Below are 19,524 nucleotides of genomic sequence, written 5' to 3' on the forward strand. Positions count from 1 at the left end.
GGCCGCAGGGCCCGATCGCCCATCCGACCTTGTCCCTGCGTTTGCGCCTGGATGAAACGGCTTAGCGGTGGACCATCAGGCGTTTGAGGCCATGGAAGTGGTAGACATCGGCATAGTCCGGCGGTTCGGCCAGATGAAGGCCCGGCAGGCGGGCGAAGAGGCGGGGCAGGGCGATCTGCAGTTCCAGCCGTGCCAAGGGGGCGCCGACGCAGAAGTGCAGGCCCGCGCCGAAGGTGACATTGGCTTTGACGCTGCGTTTGGGATCGAAGTCTTGCGGATCGTCCCAGGCGTGCGGGTCGCGGTTGGCCATGGCCAGCAGCAGGCCGACCTGTTCCCCGCGGTGGAAGGTGTGGCCCATGACCTCGACATCCTCATAGGCCCAGCGAGTGAACATGTGCAGGGCGGGGTCGAAGCGCAGGATTTCCTCGACGGCGGGTTCTGGATCGGACAGGGCGGCCTGAGTTCCGGTTTCCAGCAGGGTTTTGACGCCATTGCCGATGGTGTGGACCGTCGCTTCGTGTCCGGCGTTCAGCAAGAGGATGCAGGTGGTGATCAACTCGTCCGTGCTCAGCCGCTCGCCCGCCTCTTCGGCGGCGATCAGATGGGTGATCAGGTCATCGGCCGGTTTGGCACGGCGCTGGTCGACATAGGTGCGCATGAAGGCCACGAAAGCCTCGGTTGCGGCAATCGCGCGGTCTTCGCGGTCGCGGTCGCGGCCGGCCATGTACATCCCGACCATGGCGTTGGACCATTTCAGCAGGTCGGGGGCCATCTCTTCGGGGACGCCCAGCAGGCGTGCGATGATGATCACCGGCAGGCGTTGACCGAAATGCGCAAGGAGGTCAAACGAACCCTCCGGCAGGGCGTCGATCAGCGCGTCGGTCAGGGTGGCGATTTCGGGCCTGAGCGCCTCGATCCGGCGCGAGGTGAAGGCGCGCAGCACCAGGCTGCGCAGGCGGGTGTGGCGCGGCGGCTCCAGTTCCAGCATGGAATGGGATTCGACGGCGTAGAAGGGCTTCAGGTGGTCGGGGATCGCCGGGGCCTGTTCAGCGGGCACCTCGCGGCCAAACCGCCTGTCGCGGAAGATGGCGTTGCAGGCGGCGGAATTGCCGGTGCAGGTCATGGCGTAATCGGACCAATGGAAGAACGATCCCGCCGGGCGAACGCGTTCATAGAACGGGTAGGGGTTCTGCACGAAGGCGGGATCGGTGGGCGATTGACTGAAGGATTTCATCTGCGGCGTCCCAAGGGAATGATGCCTTGTGCCACCAGCACCCCCAGCCCGACAAGGGCTGCGGCGGCCACCTGGCTCCAGATCCAGGGATGGCCCAGGGCGAAGAGGATCAGCATGACGTAGAAGGGGGCGGCGTTGATGTGCAGCGCGGACAGGCCGATGCCAAGACGCTCCACCGACATGATCCACAGCACCTGGCTGACACCCATGGCGCCGACGGCGTAGAGGAGAAGGTCGGCGATCTCGATCGGACCCCAGGCCGAGAAATCCGGCGCGGGGGCAGCGCCAAGGGCAAACTGGCCCCCCGCCACAATGGCCGCGGCGATGGCAGCACCCATCAGGGTGACGGCCGTGCGTCCAATGGGCGTCTGGTCGGGGAAGGCGGTGACGGTCAGGCGCGAGCCCAGGGCAAAGGTCAGGACCGAGCCGAAGCACAGAAGGGCTCCGATGCCAAGCGACAGGCTGCCGCCCTTCAGGTCCAGCGCCAGCACTCCGCCGATCAACGACAGGATCAGACCGAGGATCAGCGCCAGGGTGATCTTGCGGCCATCCAGAACCACCTCCAGTGCGATGCCGACCACTGGCAGCGAGGAGGAGATCACGGCGGCGGTGACCGCCCCGCCGCGCGCTTGCCCCAGGATCAGCAGCCAGGCGCCAAGACCGATCAGGGAGCCTACGGCGATGCCTTTCAGCCAGTTGACCCGCCGCATGGGACGCAGGCCCTCGAACGCGGCCCAGAACAGCAGCAGCGAAATTCCCGCCATCCCCATGCGCAGCGCGTTGAGCTGCTCGTGCACCATCATCGGGATCAGGTGGTCGGCGGCAGGAAGCCCCGCCGCCCAGATCAGCATGGAGACCATGCAGATCAGATTGGCGACGAGAAGGCTGGTTTGGGCGGGTTGGGGGAGGCTGATGTTCATGCGGACTTCTGCCATGCGGCAGCGGGCGGGTCTGGCACGCCCGCGACAGGGTGGGGTCAGGCTGCGGCAGCCTGTTGCGCGGGGCAGGCGGTTCAGGCGGCGGAAAGCGCGGCCACGATGGCGCCGAAATCGGCGGCCTTCAGGCTGGCGCCGCCAACAAGGGCGCCGTCAACATCATTGACCGCGAAGATCTCGGCCGCGTTGGAGGGCTTGACCGAGCCGCCGTAGAGAATGCGGACACCCTTGCCGTCCTCGCCCAGGGCCTTGACCAGTTCGGCGCGCAGATAGGCATGCACTTCGGCAATCTGGGCAGTGGTCGGCGTGCGGCCGGTGCCTATGGCCCAGACCGGCTCATAGGCCACGACCGTATTGGCGGCCGTGGCACCGGCGGGCAGGGAGCCGTGCAGTTGTTCGCCGCAGATGGCAAGGGTGGTGCCGGCATCGCGCTGCCCTTCGGTCTCTCCGATGCAGACGATGGCGGCAAGGCCTGCGGCCAGCGCCGCTTCGGCCTTGGCCTTCACGAGGGCAGAGCTTTCACCATGATCGGCCCGGCGTTCGGAATGGCCGAGGATGACATGGGTCGCCCCGGCGTCTTTCAGTTGGGCCGCCGAAATGTCCCCGGTATGGGCGCCCGAGACCTTGGTGTGGCAATCCTGTCCGCCGACCTTGAGGACCGAGCCGCGGGCAAAGTAGGCCATCTGGGCGATCAGCGTGGCGGGCGGGCAGAGAAGCATCTCGCAGGAGGGGGCGGGATGGGCTGCCAAAAGCGCCGTAACCTCGGCCAGGGCGGCTGCCGAGCCGTTCATCTTCCAGTTGCCTGCGGCGAGTTTCTTCATCTGCTCCTCCATGCGTTGCGCGCAAAGGGGTAGCCAAAAGGCGGCGGGATGGAAAGCGGGAAAACCGCTGGAGCGCGCGCTGCGGCCCCGGCTGGGGGGCTTGCGCCGCCCCCCAGACCCCCCGCGCCGGGAGGGCTGCGCACCCTCCCGGACCCTCGGCGGGATATTTGGACAAGTCTGAAAGGGAAGGCCGGACCGGATCAGGCGGCGGGTTGGTCCTTGAACTTGATCGACTCGCCACAGCCGCAGGCCTCGGCCACGTTGGGGTTCTTGAACTTGAAACCGCTTTCGAGCAGACCGATCTCGTAGTCGATCTCGGTTCCGATCAGGAACATCTGCGCCATGGGGGCGATCAGCACGCGGGCGCCGTCCTGTTCGACCACCTCATCCAGCGGATTGCGCGCGGTGACATAGTCCATCGTGTATTCCATACCCGCGCAGCCGCCTTTCTTGATGCCGATGCGCAGGCCTTCCGACCCTTTGGCGGCCATCAGGCCCGCGATCTGGCGGGCGGCGGTGGGCGAGAGCGTGACGGCGGCTTTGCCGGGGATGCCGAACATGTTTGGATCTCCTTTCGGTTCAATCTAGGGCGTCAGATCGGGAATTCCAAGCGGTGGCAGCAGGTGGAGTAGCATGGATGTGCCAGCGGCCACCACAATTGCCCAAAACACCGACGCGAGAGTGCCGATGATGACATATTCCGACAGCTTGCCCTCGTTGCTGACCGCGCCGAAGCGCAGGACGGATTTGGCGGCGACAAGGTAGCCGATGCCCTGCGCCTGACCTGTCAGCAAGAGCGTGAAGATCAGGCCGCGCTCCAGATGGCCGATCATGCGGCCGCCGCCGGGCAGGCCTGCGGGCGCGGCCTCGGCCCAGGGGGCCATCAACAGGCCCACGGCGAAGCCGCCGGCACGGGTGGCAAGGATCAAGCCGGCGGCCAGCGTCATCAGCGAGGCGGCGGCGGGATAGGGTTGCCAGAGGCTGGGCGGCAGCAAGGGGGCAACGGCCACCAGGGTGGCCAGATGGGTGGCCTGATCCAGCAGGTAGGGGGCAAGGCCACGTCTGGGCCAGGCGGATTTGGCGAGGTCTATGCCAATATGCGCTGCTGTCAGCGCCAGCAGCCATACGGTGGCTGTGCCCGTGGCGAGGGCCGCGGTGATCAGGACTGTTGCCGTATGCAGGGCCAAGGCGCGCGGATCGTGCTTGTTGGCCGCCATCCAGTTGGTTTGAAAGATGAAGTCGGCCAGAGTATGGGCGAAGAGCAGGGCCGCGAAACTGGCGATCATCGGTCAGACCCCCTCCACCAAATTGCGCTTGAACCCGTCGTCCCAGTCTTCGGCTGCCGACCGTAAGGCACGCAGGTTGGCTCCGGCAAGGCGGTAGTTCACGGCTTGCCGCGAAATTCCCAGATCGGCGGCCATGTCGGCGAGGGTCGGGCGGCCGGGGTGCAGGGCCAGCGCCACCGCCTCGGCCTGTTCACGGGTCCAGCCTCGCATCAGCGCGTCGGCCAATTGTGCCACGGCATCCTGAAAGGGCGTGTTGACGCCGCAGGTGATGGCCAGCCGCGAGGTGGGGTCGATCCGGTCAAGCCCCTGGCCGGATGCGGTAAAGGCGGGGCCGCTGGCGTCGGACAGATCGCGGGAGCCGAGGCTGCCCACTGGGCCGATGGCGATGGAAATCCGGGTTGGAATACCGTCTTTTGACGCGCGCAGGCGGGCCTGCAGCACAAAGGCGGCACGCAGGGCCTGACCCGGCTGGTCCAGAACCATCTGCCAGCCATCGCCACGGGACCGGGTGAAGCGGGGATCGGCAGCACCGGGCCATAACCCAATCCCGGCGGCGGCGCGGGCAAGTGCCGTCATCGAAGCATCGAGGGCTTCTGACCCCGCCTCGGTCGAACCGATCAGATCGCCGGTCAGGATGGCAAACAGGGGTGACATTTGACAAGCCTTATTGCTTGATTTCGCAAAATCAAGTCTTAAGGCTTGTTCGGTAAAAAATCAAGTAAAAAGGCTTGATGCTGAAAAAATCAAGCCCTGAACCTTGTCACATGAACCCGAGTTCCAGACGTGCTTCATCCGACATCATCTCCATCCCCCAAGGCGGATCGAAGGTCATCTGAACGCGCACGTCCTTGACGCCGGGCACGCCTTCCACCGCTGTCTCGACCCAGCCAGGCATCTCGCCGGCGACCGGGCAACCAGGGGCGGTCAGGGTCATGTGGATGTCAACGGCGGAATCGTCCGAGATCTCAACCGTGTAGACCAGCCCCAGATCAAAGATATTCACCGGAATTTCCGGGTCATAGACGGTACGACATGCGTCAACCACCGCCTCGTACAGCGGATGATCGGTGGTAGAGGGGCGGATCAGGGGCGTGCCCTCGATCTTGTCCGGCTGCTCGGTCATGGCGCGCTCTCTTGAAATCGCTCATTCGGGGATGTTGAGCGATTATATAGGGAATTTGCGCCAAAGGTCCAGAGCAGCCGGGAAAGTCTGTCGTGCCGCTTTAGAATGGGATTTCGTCATCCAAGTCAGAGCGACCGCCCTTGGCGCCGCCGCCAAAGCCGCCACCGCCACCGCCGCCCTGTGCGCCGCCACGATAACCGCCGCCACCCGCAGATGCGCCACCGCCGAAGCCGCCGCCTTGCGCTTCATAGCCGCCGCGGTCATCGTAGCCAGCGTCGCCGCCGCCACCACCGCCGCCGCCGTCACGGCCGCCCAGCAGGGTCAACTCACCACGGAACTGGCGCAGCACGACTTCCGTCGTATAGCGGTCTGCACCGGACTGGTCCTGCCATTTGCGGGTTTCCAACTGGCCCTCGATATAGACCGTCGAGCCTTTCTTCAGATATTGCTCGGCAATCTTGCCCAAAGCCTCGTTGAAGATCGCGACCGAGTGCCACTCGGTCCGTTCCTTGCGTTCGCCCGAGGCCTTGTCGCGCCAGGTTTCCGAGGTGGCGATGCGCAGGTTCACCACCTTGCCGCCGTTGGGAAAGCTGCGCACTTCGGGATCGCGCCCGAGGTTTCCTACGATGATCACCTTGTTGACCGAACCGGCCATGTCGCCTCTCCTGATTCCGTTGTTCCGGCAGCCTCGCCGGACATGGTTAAGAAAAGCTATAGACCGATGGCCCCTCCCGCCGCAATGCGTCAGGACGCGGCGGCATCGGCAGGATTCCGGTCTTGTGATCTGCCAAGCCTTTCCCAACGGCGCCAGTCGGGCTAGATCACCGCAAAGCCAGCGGAGCAAACCGCTGCCAGCAGGTGAGGCAGTCCTTGAAGTACGGCAAAGACATTTTGGCACGCTCCGGGGTTTGGCCGGTGGTGGTGCTGATCATCGTGCAGGCGGTCTGCACGGTGATCTTCATGGGCGATGTGGCGACCGACATCCTGCCGCAGGGCTTTGCCGCGCTGACCAACCCGGCCAACCTGTCCGAAATCGCAGCTTCGTCCGGGTTGATTCTGGGGCTGGTGTTCGAAGTGATCGTGCTGTGGCGGCTACTGGGCCGTCAGCACCGCATGCAGCAAAGCCTGAACGCGGCTTCGGGGGCGCTGGCGGATCTGATGGAAGGGTATTTCCGCACCTGGGCCCTGACGCCGACCGAGGCGGATGTGGCGGCCTTCACCATCAAGGGCTATTCGATTGCCGAGATCGCGACGTTTCGCGGTTCGGCTGAGGGGACGATCAAGACTCACCTCAATGCGATTTACCGCAAATCCGGCACGGCAGGGCGGGCGCAACTGGTGTCGGTGCTGGTCGAGGACCTGTTTCGCGGGGCTCTGGTTGGTCGCGAACCGGCGGCCAAGACCTGATTTCTGCGCAAACGGCCGCTGTCCGGTCACAAGCCCCCTTGCGGGATGGGGCAAGTTACTTATTTGTAGCACAATTGAGAGCCGCGTGGGACCGCGCGGGGAGACCGAATGGCGTTCAAGCAAGCGGATCAGGCCTGGATCGGGCGTGCGGCAGCGGTGGCGCTGCTGATTGCGGCGGGCTGTCCGGCGTGGTCGGAAGGCTTGACGCTGGGCGGTGGCGGCAAGAACCGCACGGCGCAGTTCCGCAGCCAGGTGGCGCTGCTGGATGGTCGGCTGTCGCAGCAATACGCGTTTTCCAGCCGGTTGAAGCCGGGGGCGGGCAAGGATGGCGTGTCAGCGGTACGCTACTCGGGCAGTTACCGCGGGGTCTATCTGGACATGGCCAAGGCGGCGGCGCGCAAGTATGGCGTGCCCGAGGACATGTTCCTGAAACTGGTGCAGCAGGAAAGTGGCTGGGACCCGCAGGTTGTCTCGGCCAAGGGCGCGGTCGGGCTCGCGCAGCTGTTGCCTACCACGGCCGAGCGGTTGGGGGTGGATGAGACCGATCCGCAGGCCAATCTGGAGGGTGGGGCGCGGTATCTGTCGATGATGTACAACCGCTTCGGCAGCTGGAAACTGGCCTTGGCGGCCTATAATGCCGGGCCGGAGGCTGTGGATGCGGCAGGCGGCGCGGTGCCGGACTTTGATGAGACGCAGAACTATGTGGCGGCGATCCTGGGCTAGGATTGCACGCGTGCAATGCTGTCTAACCGATTGAAGTAGAACGATTTCAAGAAATATTTTAACCTTTTCTTAAGGCGGCTTGCGTGCCCGGCCTGCCAAAAGGCGCGCGTGCCGCGCAAGTCTTTCATCTCGCCTCTGGCCTGCGGCCAACCGGCTCGGGTCAAGGGCCTCCGGCGGGAGTATTTGGTCAAGGAGCAAATGGGGGGGGGCGGTGTCGGTTCCAAGGGCGCCGATCTTGCGGGGAATTCTCAAAGGGAGGCGTGCCTCCCTTTGAGTTTTGCGGGGCACCCGGCTATTCGGCGGCCATTTTGATCACCGGCTCCATCTGGGCAAGGATCGCGTCCGAGAGGTGGCATTTGATCTGGTGGCCTGCGGCAAGGTTGCGCACGGGCGGCATCTCGACATCGCAGAGGCCGCCGGGGACCTGGGACTTCCAGCGGCACCGGGTCTGGAACGGGCAGCCGGGCGGTGGGTTGACGGCGGAGGGGATGTCGCCTTCCAGCACGATGCGTTTGCGGATCACCTTGGTGTCGGCCACCGGGACGGCGGAGAGAAGCGCCTCGGTATAGGGATGGTAGGGCGGCTGGAAGACCTGATCGGTGGTGCCGGTTTCCACGACATGGCCGAGGTACATGACCAGCACGCGGTCCGAGAGGTAGCGCACGATCGAGAGGTCGTGGCTGATGAACAGAAGGGTCGTCTTGTTCTCGCGCTGGATGTCCATCAACAGGTCGGTGACGGCGGCTTGTACGGACACGTCGAGGGCCGAGACGGGTTCATCGGCCACCACCACTTTCGCGCCGCCCGCAAAGGCGCGCGCGATGCCGACGCGTTGTTTCTGGCCACCGGAGAGTTGGCGCGGCATGCGGTCAGCAAAGGCGCGGGGCAGTTTCACGAGGTCGAGAAGCTCCAGCATGCGGGCTTTGCGTTCCTCATCCGATGTGCCGTGCTTGAAGACCTCCAGCGCGCGGATGATCTGGCGGCCCACGGTCATCGACGGGTTCAGCGTGTCGAACGGGTTCTGGAACACCATCTGCACCGAGGACACGGTGTCGACGTTGCGCTTCTGGATCGGGGTTGACTGCACATTCTCGTCAAACAGCATGATCGAGCCCGAGGTCGCGGTTTCCAGCCCCATCAGGACCTTGGCGAAGGTGGATTTGCCGCAACCGGATTCACCGACGATGGCGAGGGTTTCGCCTTCATGCGCCTCAAAACTGAGGGTCTCGTTGGCTTTGACCACCTTGGCATTGCCGCCGCCGAAGGCGCCGGAGGAGATCGAGTAGTATTTCTTCAGGTCCTCCATCTTGAGGACGACCTTGCCGATCGGCGATTTCTGCTTGACGACCCGGGCGGCGGGCGGGGCGTTCCAGTCAATCTCGGCCCATTTCAGGCAGCGCGAGGCGTGGCGGTCGCCCTTGGGGATGTCGGACATCGGGATGTCGGTGGCGTCGCAGCGGCCCTTCTCGAAGTAATCGCAGCGCGGGCCGAAGTTGCAGCCGTTCGGACGTTCATGCGGCAGGGGGAAGTTGCCGGGGATCGAGATGAGGGGGCGGGTGTTCTTGTCCGCGCCGGGCAAGGGGATCGAGCGGAACAGGGCTTGGGTGTAGGGATGGCGCATTTCGTCGAAGACCTGGACGACATTGCCGGTCTCGACCGCCTCGCCGGAGTACATGACGCAGAGCCGGTCACAGACATCCATGATCAAGCCGAGGTTGTGGCTGATGAACAGCATCGAGGTGCCGTATTTGTGGCCGAGGTCTTTCACCAGATCGACAATCCCGGCCTCGACCGTCACGTCGAGCGCTGTCGTGGGTTCGTCAAGGATCAGGAGGGCGGGTTTGGACATCAGCGCCATGGCGATGACGATGCGCTGTTGCTGGCCGCCCGACAGTTGGTGCGGGAAGGCGTGCAGGATGCGGTCGGGGTCGGGCAGGCGGACGTCGGCGACGATCTGGCGGGCGAGGCTCCATGCCGCGTCCTTGGCCATGCCCTGGTGGATCATCGGCACTTCGGCCAGCTGGGCGCCGATCTTCATGGCGGGGTTCAGCGAGGCCATCGGTTCTTGATAGATCATCGCGATTTCAGAGCCGCGCAGGCCGCGCAGTTCTTCGTCGTCCATCGTCACCAATTCGCGGCCCTTGAACTTGATCGAGCCCGCGACGATGCGGCCGTTCTTGCCCAGATCGCGCATGACGGCGAGGGCCACGGTGGACTTGCCGCAGCCGGATTCGCCGACCAGCCCCATCGCCTCGCCCGCCATCACCTTGCAGGAGAAATCCATCACGGCGGGGATTTCGCGCATGCGGGTGAAGAAGGAGATCGACAGGTTCTGGATGTCGAGGATCGGTTGAGATGGGTCCCAAGGTGTATCGGACATGGTTGGCGTCTCGCTGGTTGCAGGCGCCGGGGGTTTCACACCCCCGGACCCCCGTGGGATATTTGGGCAAGACTGAAAGGCGCGAGGGCGCGCATCAGTCTTTCATGCTTTCTTCACGCAAGCCGTCGGCAAGGAGGTTCAGGCCGAGGACGAGGCTCATCAAGGCCAGGGCCGGGACGACGGCGGGGTGGGGGATCATCGACAGGAGTTTGCGGCCGGCGTTGATGGTGGAGCCCCAGTCGGGGCTTTCGGGGGTGACGCCGAGGCCGAAGAAGCCCAGCGTGCCCAGAAGGATGGTCGTATAGCCGATGCGCAGGCAGTAGTCGACGATCAGGGGGCCGCGGGCGTTGGGCAGGATTTCCCACAGCATAATGTACCAGGCCTGTTCGCCCCGGGTCTGGCCGGCGGCGACGTAATCCCTCGATTTGATGTCCATCACGATGCCGCGCACGATGCGGAACACGGTGGGGGCGTTGACGAAGACCACCGAGACGAAGACGTTCAGCAGGTTGGGCGCCATGCCCCAGACGCCCAGCGGGTCCATGTTGAAGGCAAGGCCGGAATAGGCCCAGAGGCCCAGAACCAGGGTGATGCCGACGTAAAGGTTGCGCTTGGGCGGGTTGGTGTGAAAGCGCGAGTTGAACAGGACCACGAAGAAGAGGATCGGGATCAGGAACAGGATCGCGGCCAGGGCCACCGGGATGCCGGTGTTGCGGATCTCGGGGGTGACCAGCAGGTAGAACAGCAGGATCACCGGGAAGGCCAGCACCAGGTTGGCCATGAAGGACAAGAGCGTGTCCAGCTTGCCGCCGAAGTAGCCCGCCGGAAGGCCCAGCGTGATGCCAACCAGAAAGGCGAAGGTGGTGGCGGCCGGGGCGATGACCAGCACTTGCCGCGCGCCCATCACCATGCGCGAAAACACGTCTCGGGCAAGGTGGTCGCCGCCCAGGAGGAACCAGGGGAACTGGCCCTCGGGTCCGGCGGGAGTGGGGGCGCCGGGCAGCGGGTTCTTGACCGATCCCAGCTGCGCCAGGGGATCGAAGGTCACGATCATGTCGGCGAAGACCGCGGTGAAGACCCAGAACATCACGATGGCAAAGCCGATCATGCCGACCGGCGAGTCAAAGAGCTTGCCGTACAGGCCCAGCCGCCGCTTGAAGCGGATCGACAGGACGAAGGTCACCACAAGGGCCACCCAGACCGGCCAGAATTGCTTGGCCATCAGCGCGAAAATCATCGGCCAGGAGAGAGTGTCCATGTGTCAGCCCAGCCGGATACGGGGATTGAGGTAGACGTAGCCGATATCCGAAATCAGCTGTGTCGCCAGAACGAAGATCACGGCGACGACCGAGGCGCCCAGCAGCATCTCGATGTCGTTGTTGCCGGCGGCGGTCACCAGCATCCAGCCGAAGCCTTTGTAGTTGAAGAGCGTTTCGGTGATCACCACGCCGTTCAGCAGATAGGGGAACTGCAGCATGATCACGGTGAAGGGGGCGATCATGGCGTTCCTGAGCGCGTGGCGCATCACGACCTGACGAAAGCCCACGCCTTTGAGGCGGGCGGTGCGGATGTACTGCTGGGTCATCACTTCGGTCATCGAGGCGCGGGTCATGCGGGCGATGTAGCCGACACCGTAAAGTGCGATGGTGGCGACGGGCAGGGCGAAGTTCCAGAAGGTGATGGAGTCCATCGCGGAAGTTGCGGTGCCAAGAAACAGCGTCTTGCCGCTGATCCAACCCCAATCGGACAAAAGCGGCGACAGGCCGGTGGCCGGAGAGGCGAAGAGGGCCACCAGGATCACGCCAGACACATATTCGGGCGTCGCAGAGGTGGCGATGGAGAAGGTGGACAGGACGCGGTCGGTGCGGGAGCCTTCCCGCATGCCGGCCAGCACGCCGATCAGCAGGGCCACGGGCACCATGATCAGCATGACGGCCAGCATCAGCCAACCTGTCGCCGCCATCGAACGGCCCAGCGATTCCAGCACGGGTTTCTTGAAGACAGTGGAAAAGCCCCAGTTGCCCTCGAAGATGCCGCAGAAATGCGGGGCCAGCGCGGGATCGTCATTCTGCCGGATGCAGAGGCCGCGTGTCACTCCCTTGTCGTCTGTGCGCACCCAGCCGGGGGCAACGCCCAGCCATTCGGCATAGCGATACATCACCGAGCCGCCGTGCCCGTTGTCAGCGATCCACGAGGCCACGGCCTCGTCCGTCATGCGGACCGAGCCCTCGGAGCGGGCGAGTTTTTCCAGATTTGGTGGCAGATTGGTGAGAAAGAAGACGACGAAGGTCAGAACCAGCGCCGTCAATACCATCACGCCCAAGCGCCGGACCACGAATTTCAGCATATATGCGTCCCACCGAGCCAGACGACCGACCTAGACGGCCGGAATGAAGAGGGGCGGGTGCGCACAGGATGCGCACCCGCCCCAGACTTTTGGCCTTAGGCCAGCGACCACTCGGCGTGGTGATGCTCGAACGCCGGGTGCATCGCGACACCCTTCACATTCGGCTTGGCGTGACGGTACAGCGAGCGCCAGTAGGGCTGGATGATATAGCCTTCGTCCTGCAGGATCTTTTCAAGGATCGCGGCATACTTCTTGCGCTTTTCGGCATCTGCCAACGCCAGAGCCGAGGCCATGGCGGCGTCAAAGTCCTTGTTCGCCATGCCGGTCTCGTTCCACGACCCGGTGGAGGTGTAGGCGAGCGACATGTTCTGCACGGCCAGCGGGCGGTGGTTCCAGGTGGTCGAGGAGAACGGGTACTTCTGCCAGTCGTTCCAGAAGGTCGAGCCCGGCATCACGGTCCGTTTCACATTGACCCCGGCGTCGCGCATCTGGGCGGCGATGGCGTCAGACGTGTCCAGCTCGAAGCCGCCGTCCAGCGAGATGAACTCGAATTCGGCGTCGGCCAGCTTGTACTTGGCCAGAACGTCCTTCACGCCCTTTTTGTCGAAAACCTGCGGGTCCATCTTCACATATTCGGGGTGAAGCGGACCAGCGTGGTGGTTTTCCGCCGTGGTGCCAAGGCTCTTGTAGCCAAGATCCAGCACGACTTTGGGATCAACCGAACGCTGAAGCGCCGAGCGGACCTCTTTTTCCTTGTAGAGGTCGGAGGTGGCCGAGTTGAAGCGCGCCACGATGGTCGACATCGTCACGGCTTCGTATTTGGTCCACTTCAGCGCATCCATCTGCGCGATGAAGTCGCCGGTGGTTTCGTAGTTGACGTCGACCTCGTCCGAGCTGGCGAGGTTCACCATCGCAGAAGGGTCAGTGCCGAAGTCGATGTAGTGAATTTCATCCAGCGGGGCCACGCCGCCCCACCACTTGTGGCTGTCGGGCGCGCGCTTCAGCGTCATCTTCTGACCGACCGAGATTTCGCCCGGAACATAAGGACCGGTGCCGATCGGGTTGACCGACGGATCATCGCCGTCCTTGAAGGACTTGTGCACCAAAGCGGACGGATAGTCGGACAGGTTCGGCACCACGGCGACGTCGGAAATCGACATGTTCAGCGTGACGGTATGGTCATCGACCTTGACCACGGCGCCATCGCGGAGCTGTTTGGTCTTCGGGTCAACCAGTCCAAGGAAACGCGAGGCCATGGCGTTGCCGTCCACGGTGCCATCGGTCCAGCGCTTGAAGTTCAGCAGAACGTCATCGGCGGTGAAATCGTCGCCATTGTTCCACTTCACGCCCTTGCGGACATAAAGGGTGTATTTCGACGCATCTTCGTTGGCTTCCCACTTCTCCAGCAGGCGGCCTTCGAAGGTGCCATCCGCGTTGTACTGGATCAGATATTCCAGCCAGCCCCGGTACACGTTGGCGATCTGCGGCCAGTCGGCCAGACGCGGGTCTTTCTGCGCCTTGGTTTCCATGGCCACGCGCAGCGTGCCGCCGACCTTGGGGGTATCGGCCTTGGCCGGGGCCGGCATGCCGATCATCGCGTAAGCCGCCACTGCCGAAACGCCGAGGGCCGTCGTGCGGGTCAGGAATTCGCGGCGGTCCAGCTTGCCCGCCCGAACTTCTTCCAGGTGCATCAGTGCCCCCGGATGCAGGCCGTCAATCTTGGTCATGTCGTTCATGTCATTCTCCCTGTCAGGCCATTGCCTTGTTTTGGTTCATCAGCGGCACCGCTTGCGCGCGTCCATTGCCGAGGGGGCCGGAGGGCCTTGGGCAGCGGGCTGGCGCGGTGCAGTTGCTCACCGGGGCATTCCGCACCTTTTCCGGGGCCACGTCAACGCTTGGATTCGTCGCCCCCTATAACGTTTGCGACAAGAACCCGACGCATGTCGTGGATGCTGCGATGCGGCACGCGGCAAGGCCGGCGGGAAAGGCGGATTCGGCTGGTTTGGGCGGTTTCCAGAACCACAGCCAGCTTTCCGTTTAAACGGATGAACCCGCCGCAAGCCCCCGTGTCGAATCGCTCAAAGGCTCTTGCGGAAGGCGGTTGGGGAACTGCCGGTCATGTGCTGGAAGGCACGGGTGAAATAGGCCGCCGAGGCAAAGCCCAGGCTTGAGCCGATCCGGTTCACCGGCAGTTTGGTTTCCGACAACAGCTTGCGCGCCTCGAAGATGCGGCGGTCTTGCAACAGGTCGATGGCCGAACGGCCGCAGGTCAACCGGCAGCAGCGCGTCAGATGGGTGGCTGTGACACCCAGCGCCGCCGCCATGTCGCCGACGCCCGCGCCAGATCGGAAGTCGCGTTCCATCACGTCGGTGAACCGGGCGACCAGCTTGCGGGCGGCGTCGGGTTTGGGGGCATCGCCTGCAACCTTGGCCGCTTGCCGTTCGATCCAGACCGCCAGAAGGCCCAGATGGGCGAGGGCGGCGCGGTCATGGCCGGGGGTGTCGGCGTCCAGCTCGCGCTGGATGGAGTCAAGTGTGACGTTCAGATCCTGCTGGGCGTGCACTTCGCGGATGCGCAGGTGGAGCGGCTCTTTGGGCAGGGCCAAGCCGTGGTCTCGGCCAAAAAACACGGCTGTCCCAAAGACTTGCGGGCTGACCTCAAAGCCGTGCATGACCCCGGCCGGAATGAAGATGCCATTATGGGCGGTATAGCCCCGGGTCTGGCCGGCCAGCGTGATCCGGCCTTGACCCTTGGTGAACCACAAGAAGCACGGCTCTGACAGGGACCGCATGGCCTCCACCCGCCAGCGCCCGCCTGCCGCCAGACGGGGGATCGCGACAAGACGGAAGGGAGAGGACGGGGCAGTGCTGATCATCTTGGCTCTCGCGGGCGTGAAGTTAACAGATAGCGCGGCCCCGCCCGGCCCCCAAGCGAAAAAGCGATTGCAGGCCCGCAGCGCGCGCCACCATGGGAAGAATGCAACCCGACCGTGACCCAAGCACCACAGGCGGCCCTCAGGTCATGTGCAGGCTGTCGCGTGTGAGCCCGTCTTCCGGCGCGATCGCCCGCCAGCCCGCCATGCGGCTGCGAAACCAGGTGCGCTGGCGTTTGGCGTATTGCCGGCTGGCCAGGATTGCCGCGTCGCGTGCGGCGGCCAGGGTCATCTCGCCCCGCAGATGCGCCACCAGATCCGGCGCGCCGATCGCACGCGCCCAGGGGCGTTCGGGTTGCCAATGGGGCAGGGCGACACGGGCCTCCTCCAGCGCGCCCTCTTCCAACATCACGGAAAATCGCCGGGCGATCCGGGCGTCCAGCCAGGGCACCGAGGGCCGCAGCACCAGCGCCTCGACCCGGTCAAGCGGCAGCAAGGCCGGCGCCCCGGTCGCCTGCCAGTCGGCCAGGCCGCGTCCGGTGGCGCGCAGCACCTCCCAGGCCCGTTGCACGCGGGCCGGGTTCAACAGGTCGGTGCGCGCGGCTGTGGCGGCATCAAGGCCTGCCCGCAGAACATCGATCTGCCCCGACAGGCGCAGCGCGTCGGCCTCGGCCCGGACCTGCGGCGGGATGGCGGGCACCTCGGCCAGCCCCTCGGTCAGGGCGCTGAAATAAAGGCCGGTGCCGCCGACGATCACCACCGGGCGGTCCAGCAGCGGTGCCACCTGCCGCAGCCACGCCCCGACGGAATACGCCGCATCGCGTCCGACATGACCGTACAGTGCATGCGGCAAAGCCGCTTCTTCGGCGGCCGTCGGCCGCGCCGTCAGCACCCGCCAGTCGGCATAGACCTGCAAGGCGTCGGCATTGACGATCACGCGCCCATCGCGCGCGGCCAAGGCCATCGCCAGCGCGGATTTCCCGCTTGCCGTGGGGCCCGCGATCAGCACCGGCTTTTCCCGCGAAATCTCTTTCATCTAGGCCTAAATATCCCGGGGGTGCGGGGGCAGGCCCCCGCTTCGCCCTGTCATCTGGTTGAACCTTCCGGCGTTTTGCCCCATTTTGCCGGTCAAGCCAACCTCAGCCCAGAAAAGAGAGCGCCATGACCGAACCCGACCACAAGATCGCCTATTCCCGCGTCATGCTGAAGATCTCGGGTGAGGCGCTGATGGGGGATCAGGGGTTCGGCCTGCATCCGCCGACCGTGCAGCGCATCGCCGAAGAGGTGAAATCCGTGCGCGATCTGGGGGTTGAGATCTGCATGGTGATCGGCGGCGGCAACATCTTCCGCGGCCTGCAAGGCAGCGCGCAGGGGATGGAGCGCACGACCGCCGACTATATGGGCATGCTTGCCACCGTGATGAACGCCCTTGCGATGCAGGCCGCACTCGAATCCATCGGCGTCTTCACCCGGGTCATCTCCGCCATTCCGATGGATCAGGTCTGCGAGCCCTACATTCGCCGCCGCGCTGTCCGCCATCTGGAAAAGAAGCGCGTCTGCATCTTCGCGGCCGGCACCGGCAACCCCTATTTCACCACCGACACCGCCGCCACCCTGCGCGCCAATGAGATGGCCTGTCAGGCGATCTTCAAGGGCACCAAGGTCGACGGCGTCTATGACATGGACCCCAAGAAACATCCCCATGCCAAGCGCTATGACAACGTCACCTATGACGAGGTGCTGCAAAAGCATCTTGGGGTGATGGATGCCTCGGCCATCGCGCTTGCGCGGGACAATGACCTGCCGATCATCGTCTTTTCGCTGGATGAACCCGGCGGCTTCAAGGGCATCCTGTCGGGGCAGGGCACCTATACGCGGGTGCATGGCTAAGATACATGGATCAGGCCCGTGGCTAAGACCCTTGTGCGGGACGCGCGGCGTTTGGCCGGCGTCCCGCGCGGGCTTGGTCAGAACAGGTCGAAGTTGGCGGAGGTCAGCGTTGTCACATCGTCAAGTTTGGCAATATCCACCGCCAGACCGCTGCCGGTGCCATCGGCGTCATAGCTGAGGATATGCGTGGTCGGATCGAAGACGAAGGTGGCCACGGCCTCGGTGGCTGCCGCGCCGATGACCAGATGCAGCACCGTCGACAGGCCATCGGCGCTGAAATCGAAGCCCAGAACGTCGCGATCCGAGCCTGCGGCGGCGTGGAAATCGGTGACCTCGTCACGGCCAGCCCGGATGTCGCCGATGCTAAAGACGAAGTGATCGCGGCCACCACCCCCAGTCAGGGTGTCGTTGCCCTCGTACCCGCTGAAGACATTGACGCCCCGCGTGCCGGTGATCCGGTCATCATAGGCGGTGCCGCCGATGTTCTCGATCGAGCGGGCGGTTTCGGTGTTGCCATAGCCGTCATCCACGATCTGCCCGCTGGCGAGCGTCAGGTTCACCGTGGCGCCATGCTGGGTCGCGTCAGTGAAATTCGCATAAAGGCTGACCTGATCCTTGCCGTGGCCGCCCTGGTAATAGTCACGCCCCTCACCGCCCGAGAACTTGTTGTCGGCGGCATTGCCAACGAAGATGTCGCGGTAGCGGGTGCCAACCACGTTGTTGATGTTGGTGACCTGATCGATGGTGCCAAAGCCATCGCGGATGGTGCCCAGATTGTCGCCGCCCGCGACGGTGTCGCCCAGATGCGCGACGATGCCATGCCGGCCGCCGTTCCAGACGTCGTCGCGGTACACAACCCAATCCTGACCGCTGCTGCCGCCGATGATCACATCGGCCCCGCGCAGGCCATAGAAGTCCATGCCCTTTGCCCCGCCGATGAAGGTGTCACGGGTGGCGGTGCCGTCGATTTCCTCGATCCCGGTGAAGGTGTCGGTGAAACCGTAGGGGTCCAGCACAGTGCCGGCATCGACCTGCACCGTCAGGCCGCGCACCATGGGCAGGCCTTCGGCGAAATGGGTGGTGCTGTAATCCAGAATGTCCCAGCCATCGCCGCCGTGGATCGTGTCGTTGCCAAGGCCGCCGCTGACCAGATCGTCGCCCGCGCCCATGGTGAACAGGTCATTGCCGGCATTCACCCCGCCGACCCCGATCCAGTCGCCGCCGTCTGACCCGACAATCGTGTCGTCGCCCGACAGCAGCAGCGACCAGCCGGATTTGGGGTTGGGGTTGGCGCCGCCGCCCGATGGGTCGGTGAAGCCCAGCAGGTCGCCAACCAGCGCCGACAGGTCGCTGGCCAGGCTGTCGGGGGCGATCCCGGTGATTTGCAGCACGGTCTGGCTTGTGGGGTCGGTGATCGCAAACCCCTGCAAAATCCCGTCAATCGGGGTTGAGCCGTCATAGGTGAAGCCAGTGCCGGTCGCGGTGACCGTGTAGCCGGCCCATTCGGTCCCATCCGAGAAGGTGTAGGAAAAGGTGGACGAGGTGGAGGCGGTGACCTGCGAGCCATCGGTCGGGGCCAGCAGGCCGGTCGGGTTGTTGGGCAGGTCAGCGTAGATCTGGGTCAGGGCAATCGTCGCCATATCGTGTCCTTCTGAACAAATTGTGCATCTGAGCCGGCGCAAAACAAGGCTTGGTCTTTCATCGATTGCCCAGAAATGTCGCAGAAATCCGCATCGGGCAAATTCTTTCTGAACCACCCGCCGGTTCGGCGACGGTCTTTGGTGCAGCCCGCACGGCGCGGTTCCTTCACGCGGCTTCGGGATAATGCGACCTCTGTACGCCCCCTGCGGCTTGCTGTTATAGAACCGCAAGACCCCGTCAGCGGGGCGACAGGAATGAGGATGCGATGGCGCAAGACGATCTTGAAATTGACACTGATGCCCTGCAACGCCGCATGGACGGCGCGCTGAACGCGCTGAAGAACGAATTTGCCTCGCTGCGCACCGGGCGCGCCTCGGCGTCGATGCTGGACCCGATCCAGGTGGATGCCTATGGCCAGATGACGCCGATCAACCAGCTTGGCACGATCAACGTGCCAGAGCCGCGCATGGTGGTGATCAACGTCTGGGACAAGGGCATGATCAACAAGGTGGAAAAGGCGATCCGCGAAAGCGGGCTCGGGATCAACCCTATCGCGGATGGTCCGCTGATCCGCCTGCCAATCCCCGAGTTGAACGAACAACGCCGCCGCGAACTGACCAAGGTCGCCGCGCAATATGCCGAGGGTGCCAAGGTTGCCATCCGCAACGTGCGCCGCGATGGCATGGACCAGATCAAGAAGGCCAAGGCCGCCGGCATGGGCGAAGATGACCAGAAGATGTGGTCCGAAGAGGTGCAAGAGATGACCGACAAGGCCATCCTCCTTGTGGATCGCAATCTTGAGGCCAAGCAGATCGAGATCATGCAGGTCTAGGTCTGCACGGAACGGGCGAACCGCGAAGGTGA

Annotated in this window: 19 protein-coding genes; 4 read left to right on the forward strand and 15 right to left on the reverse strand. The window is 64.3% G+C overall.

Going from position 1 to position 19,524, the window contains the following annotated elements:
* Positions 1–61: 61 nt before the first annotated feature.
* The 8 genes from AC1Y2B_RS00615 to ssb form a co-directional block, all read right to left on the reverse strand.
* Positions 62–1,234, reverse strand: a complete 1,173-nt coding sequence (locus AC1Y2B_RS00615) for a cytochrome P450 (RefSeq protein ID WP_482251096.1) — start codon at positions 1,232–1,234, stop codon at positions 62–64.
* Positions 1,231–2,154, reverse strand: a complete 924-nt coding sequence (locus tag AC1Y2B_RS00620) for an EamA family transporter (RefSeq protein WP_482251097.1) — start codon at positions 2,152–2,154, stop codon at positions 1,231–1,233. Before AC1Y2B_RS00620 ends, AC1Y2B_RS00615 begins: the two co-directional genes overlap by 4 nt.
* 92 nt (positions 2,155–2,246) lie before the next feature.
* Positions 2,247–2,990 (reverse strand): triose-phosphate isomerase, encoded by a 744-nt coding sequence (tpiA, locus tag AC1Y2B_RS00625; RefSeq protein ID WP_482251098.1) that lies wholly within the window; start codon positions 2,988–2,990, stop codon positions 2,247–2,249.
* Positions 2,991–3,190: 200 nt separating this feature from the next.
* On the reverse strand, positions 3,191–3,550 hold the full coding sequence (locus tag AC1Y2B_RS00630; RefSeq protein ID WP_482251099.1) for a HesB/IscA family protein: 360 nt from the start codon (positions 3,548–3,550) through the stop codon (positions 3,191–3,193).
* A 24-nt stretch (positions 3,551–3,574) separates the two neighbouring features.
* Positions 3,575–4,276 carry a DUF3307 domain-containing protein gene (locus AC1Y2B_RS00635; RefSeq protein ID WP_482251100.1) on the reverse strand — a complete coding sequence of 234 codons (702 nt, stop codon included), beginning with the start codon at positions 4,274–4,276 and terminating at the stop codon, positions 3,575–3,577.
* Between the two features lie 3 nt (positions 4,277–4,279).
* The gene (locus AC1Y2B_RS00640; RefSeq protein ID WP_482251101.1) at positions 4,280–4,930 is read right to left on the reverse strand and encodes a hypothetical protein; all 651 of its coding nucleotides are present in this window, start codon (positions 4,928–4,930) and stop codon (positions 4,280–4,282) included.
* 106 nt (positions 4,931–5,036) lie between these two features.
* Positions 5,037–5,399 (reverse strand): SUF system Fe-S cluster assembly protein, encoded by a 363-nt coding sequence (locus AC1Y2B_RS00645; RefSeq protein ID WP_482251102.1) that lies wholly within the window; start codon positions 5,397–5,399, stop codon positions 5,037–5,039.
* 100 nt (positions 5,400–5,499) lie between these two features.
* A complete protein-coding gene (gene ssb / locus AC1Y2B_RS00650) occupies positions 5,500–6,054 on the reverse strand; it encodes a single-stranded DNA-binding protein (protein ID WP_482251103.1) in 555 nt (184 codons plus the stop codon).
* Positions 6,055–6,269: 215 nt separating this feature from the next.
* On the opposite strand from ssb, the gene AC1Y2B_RS00655 reads away from it, so the two are divergent.
* Both AC1Y2B_RS00655 and AC1Y2B_RS00660 read left to right on the forward strand, forming a co-directional pair.
* Positions 6,270–6,806 (forward strand): helix-turn-helix transcriptional regulator, encoded by a 537-nt coding sequence (locus tag AC1Y2B_RS00655; RefSeq protein WP_482251104.1) that lies wholly within the window; start codon positions 6,270–6,272, stop codon positions 6,804–6,806.
* 108 nt (positions 6,807–6,914) lie between these two features.
* The gene (locus AC1Y2B_RS00660; protein WP_482251105.1) at positions 6,915–7,529 is read left to right on the forward strand and encodes a lytic transglycosylase domain-containing protein; all 615 of its coding nucleotides are present in this window, start codon (positions 6,915–6,917) and stop codon (positions 7,527–7,529) included.
* 292 nt (positions 7,530–7,821) lie between these two features.
* Here AC1Y2B_RS00660 and AC1Y2B_RS00665 read toward each other — a convergent pair whose 3' ends face one another.
* The 6 genes from AC1Y2B_RS00665 to miaA form a co-directional block, all read right to left on the reverse strand.
* The gene (locus AC1Y2B_RS00665) at positions 7,822–9,909 is read right to left on the reverse strand and encodes a dipeptide ABC transporter ATP-binding protein (protein WP_482251106.1); all 2,088 of its coding nucleotides are present in this window, start codon (positions 9,907–9,909) and stop codon (positions 7,822–7,824) included.
* 94 nt (positions 9,910–10,003) lie between these two features.
* Positions 10,004–11,167: an ABC transporter permease gene (locus tag AC1Y2B_RS00670; RefSeq protein ID WP_482251107.1), complete on the reverse strand. Its 1,164-nt coding sequence runs from the start codon at positions 11,165–11,167 to the stop codon at positions 10,004–10,006.
* A gap of 3 nt (positions 11,168–11,170) precedes the next feature.
* Entirely contained in the window at positions 11,171–12,256 is a 1,086-nt protein-coding gene (locus tag AC1Y2B_RS00675) for an ABC transporter permease (protein WP_482251108.1), read from the reverse strand.
* Between the two features lie 95 nt (positions 12,257–12,351).
* Positions 12,352–13,992, reverse strand: a complete 1,641-nt coding sequence (locus tag AC1Y2B_RS00680) for an ABC transporter substrate-binding protein (protein ID WP_482251109.1) — start codon at positions 13,990–13,992, stop codon at positions 12,352–12,354.
* A 342-nt stretch (positions 13,993–14,334) separates the two neighbouring features.
* The gene (locus AC1Y2B_RS00685; RefSeq protein WP_482251110.1) at positions 14,335–15,132 is read right to left on the reverse strand and encodes an AraC family transcriptional regulator; all 798 of its coding nucleotides are present in this window, start codon (positions 15,130–15,132) and stop codon (positions 14,335–14,337) included.
* Positions 15,133–15,271: 139 nt separating this feature from the next.
* Positions 15,272–16,165, reverse strand: a complete 894-nt coding sequence (gene miaA / locus AC1Y2B_RS00690; RefSeq protein ID WP_482251111.1) for a tRNA (adenosine(37)-N6)-dimethylallyltransferase MiaA — start codon at positions 16,163–16,165, stop codon at positions 15,272–15,274.
* 125 nt (positions 16,166–16,290) lie between these two features.
* On the opposite strand from miaA, the gene pyrH reads away from it, so the two are divergent.
* Positions 16,291–17,019, forward strand: coding sequence for a UMP kinase (pyrH, locus tag AC1Y2B_RS00695; RefSeq protein ID WP_482251112.1), 729 nt, complete (start codon positions 16,291–16,293; stop codon positions 17,017–17,019).
* A gap of 77 nt (positions 17,020–17,096) precedes the next feature.
* Here pyrH and AC1Y2B_RS00700 read toward each other — a convergent pair whose 3' ends face one another.
* A complete protein-coding gene (locus AC1Y2B_RS00700) occupies positions 17,097–18,659 on the reverse strand; it encodes a hypothetical protein (RefSeq protein WP_482251113.1) in 1,563 nt (520 codons plus the stop codon).
* A gap of 266 nt (positions 18,660–18,925) precedes the next feature.
* Here AC1Y2B_RS00700 and frr point away from each other — a divergent pair, with 266 nt between their 5' ends.
* On the forward strand, positions 18,926–19,492 hold the full coding sequence (frr, locus tag AC1Y2B_RS00705) for a ribosome recycling factor (RefSeq protein WP_482251114.1): 567 nt from the start codon (positions 18,926–18,928) through the stop codon (positions 19,490–19,492).
* Positions 19,493–19,524: the final 32 nt, after the last annotated feature.

This window comes from Stagnihabitans sp., from assembly GCF_964946895.1.

What these genes read in the sequence shown, in the direction of transcription:
- ssb (WP_482251103.1), bottom strand. Translation starts at nt 6,054, where the DNA reads ATGGCCGGTTCGGTCAACAAGGTGATCATCGTAGGAAACCTCGGGCGC.
- tpiA (WP_482251098.1), bottom strand. Translation starts at nt 2,990, where the DNA reads ATGAAGAAACTCGCCGCAGGCAACTGGAAGATGAACGGCTCGGCAGCC.
- AC1Y2B_RS00685 (WP_482251110.1), bottom strand. Translation starts at nt 15,132, where the DNA reads ATGATCAGCACTGCCCCGTCCTCTCCCTTCCGTCTTGTCGCGATCCCC.
- AC1Y2B_RS00635 (WP_482251100.1), bottom strand. Translation starts at nt 4,276, where the DNA reads ATGATCGCCAGTTTCGCGGCCCTGCTCTTCGCCCATACTCTGGCCGAC.
- AC1Y2B_RS00665 (WP_482251106.1), bottom strand. Translation starts at nt 9,909, where the DNA reads ATGTCCGATACACCTTGGGACCCATCTCAACCGATCCTCGACATCCAG.
- AC1Y2B_RS00675 (WP_482251108.1), bottom strand. Translation starts at nt 12,256, where the DNA reads ATGCTGAAATTCGTGGTCCGGCGCTTGGGCGTGATGGTATTGACGGCG.
- miaA (WP_482251111.1), bottom strand. Translation starts at nt 16,165, where the DNA reads ATGAAAGAGATTTCGCGGGAAAAGCCGGTGCTGATCGCGGGCCCCACG.
- AC1Y2B_RS00700 (WP_482251113.1), bottom strand. Translation starts at nt 18,659, where the DNA reads ATGGCGACGATTGCCCTGACCCAGATCTACGCTGACCTGCCCAACAAC.
- AC1Y2B_RS00615 (WP_482251096.1), bottom strand. Translation starts at nt 1,234, where the DNA reads ATGAAATCCTTCAGTCAATCGCCCACCGATCCCGCCTTCGTGCAGAAC.
- AC1Y2B_RS00640 (WP_482251101.1), bottom strand. Translation starts at nt 4,930, where the DNA reads ATGTCACCCCTGTTTGCCATCCTGACCGGCGATCTGATCGGTTCGACC.
- pyrH (WP_482251112.1), top strand. Translation starts at nt 16,291, where the DNA reads ATGACCGAACCCGACCACAAGATCGCCTATTCCCGCGTCATGCTGAAG.
- AC1Y2B_RS00620 (WP_482251097.1), bottom strand. Translation starts at nt 2,154, where the DNA reads ATGAACATCAGCCTCCCCCAACCCGCCCAAACCAGCCTTCTCGTCGCC.
- AC1Y2B_RS00680 (WP_482251109.1), bottom strand. Translation starts at nt 13,992, where the DNA reads ATGAACGACATGACCAAGATTGACGGCCTGCATCCGGGGGCACTGATG.
- AC1Y2B_RS00630 (WP_482251099.1), bottom strand. Translation starts at nt 3,550, where the DNA reads ATGTTCGGCATCCCCGGCAAAGCCGCCGTCACGCTCTCGCCCACCGCC.
- AC1Y2B_RS00660 (WP_482251105.1), top strand. Translation starts at nt 6,915, where the DNA reads ATGGCGTTCAAGCAAGCGGATCAGGCCTGGATCGGGCGTGCGGCAGCG.
- AC1Y2B_RS00670 (WP_482251107.1), bottom strand. Translation starts at nt 11,167, where the DNA reads ATGGACACTCTCTCCTGGCCGATGATTTTCGCGCTGATGGCCAAGCAA.
- frr (WP_482251114.1), top strand. Translation starts at nt 18,926, where the DNA reads ATGGCGCAAGACGATCTTGAAATTGACACTGATGCCCTGCAACGCCGC.
- AC1Y2B_RS00645 (WP_482251102.1), bottom strand. Translation starts at nt 5,399, where the DNA reads ATGACCGAGCAGCCGGACAAGATCGAGGGCACGCCCCTGATCCGCCCC.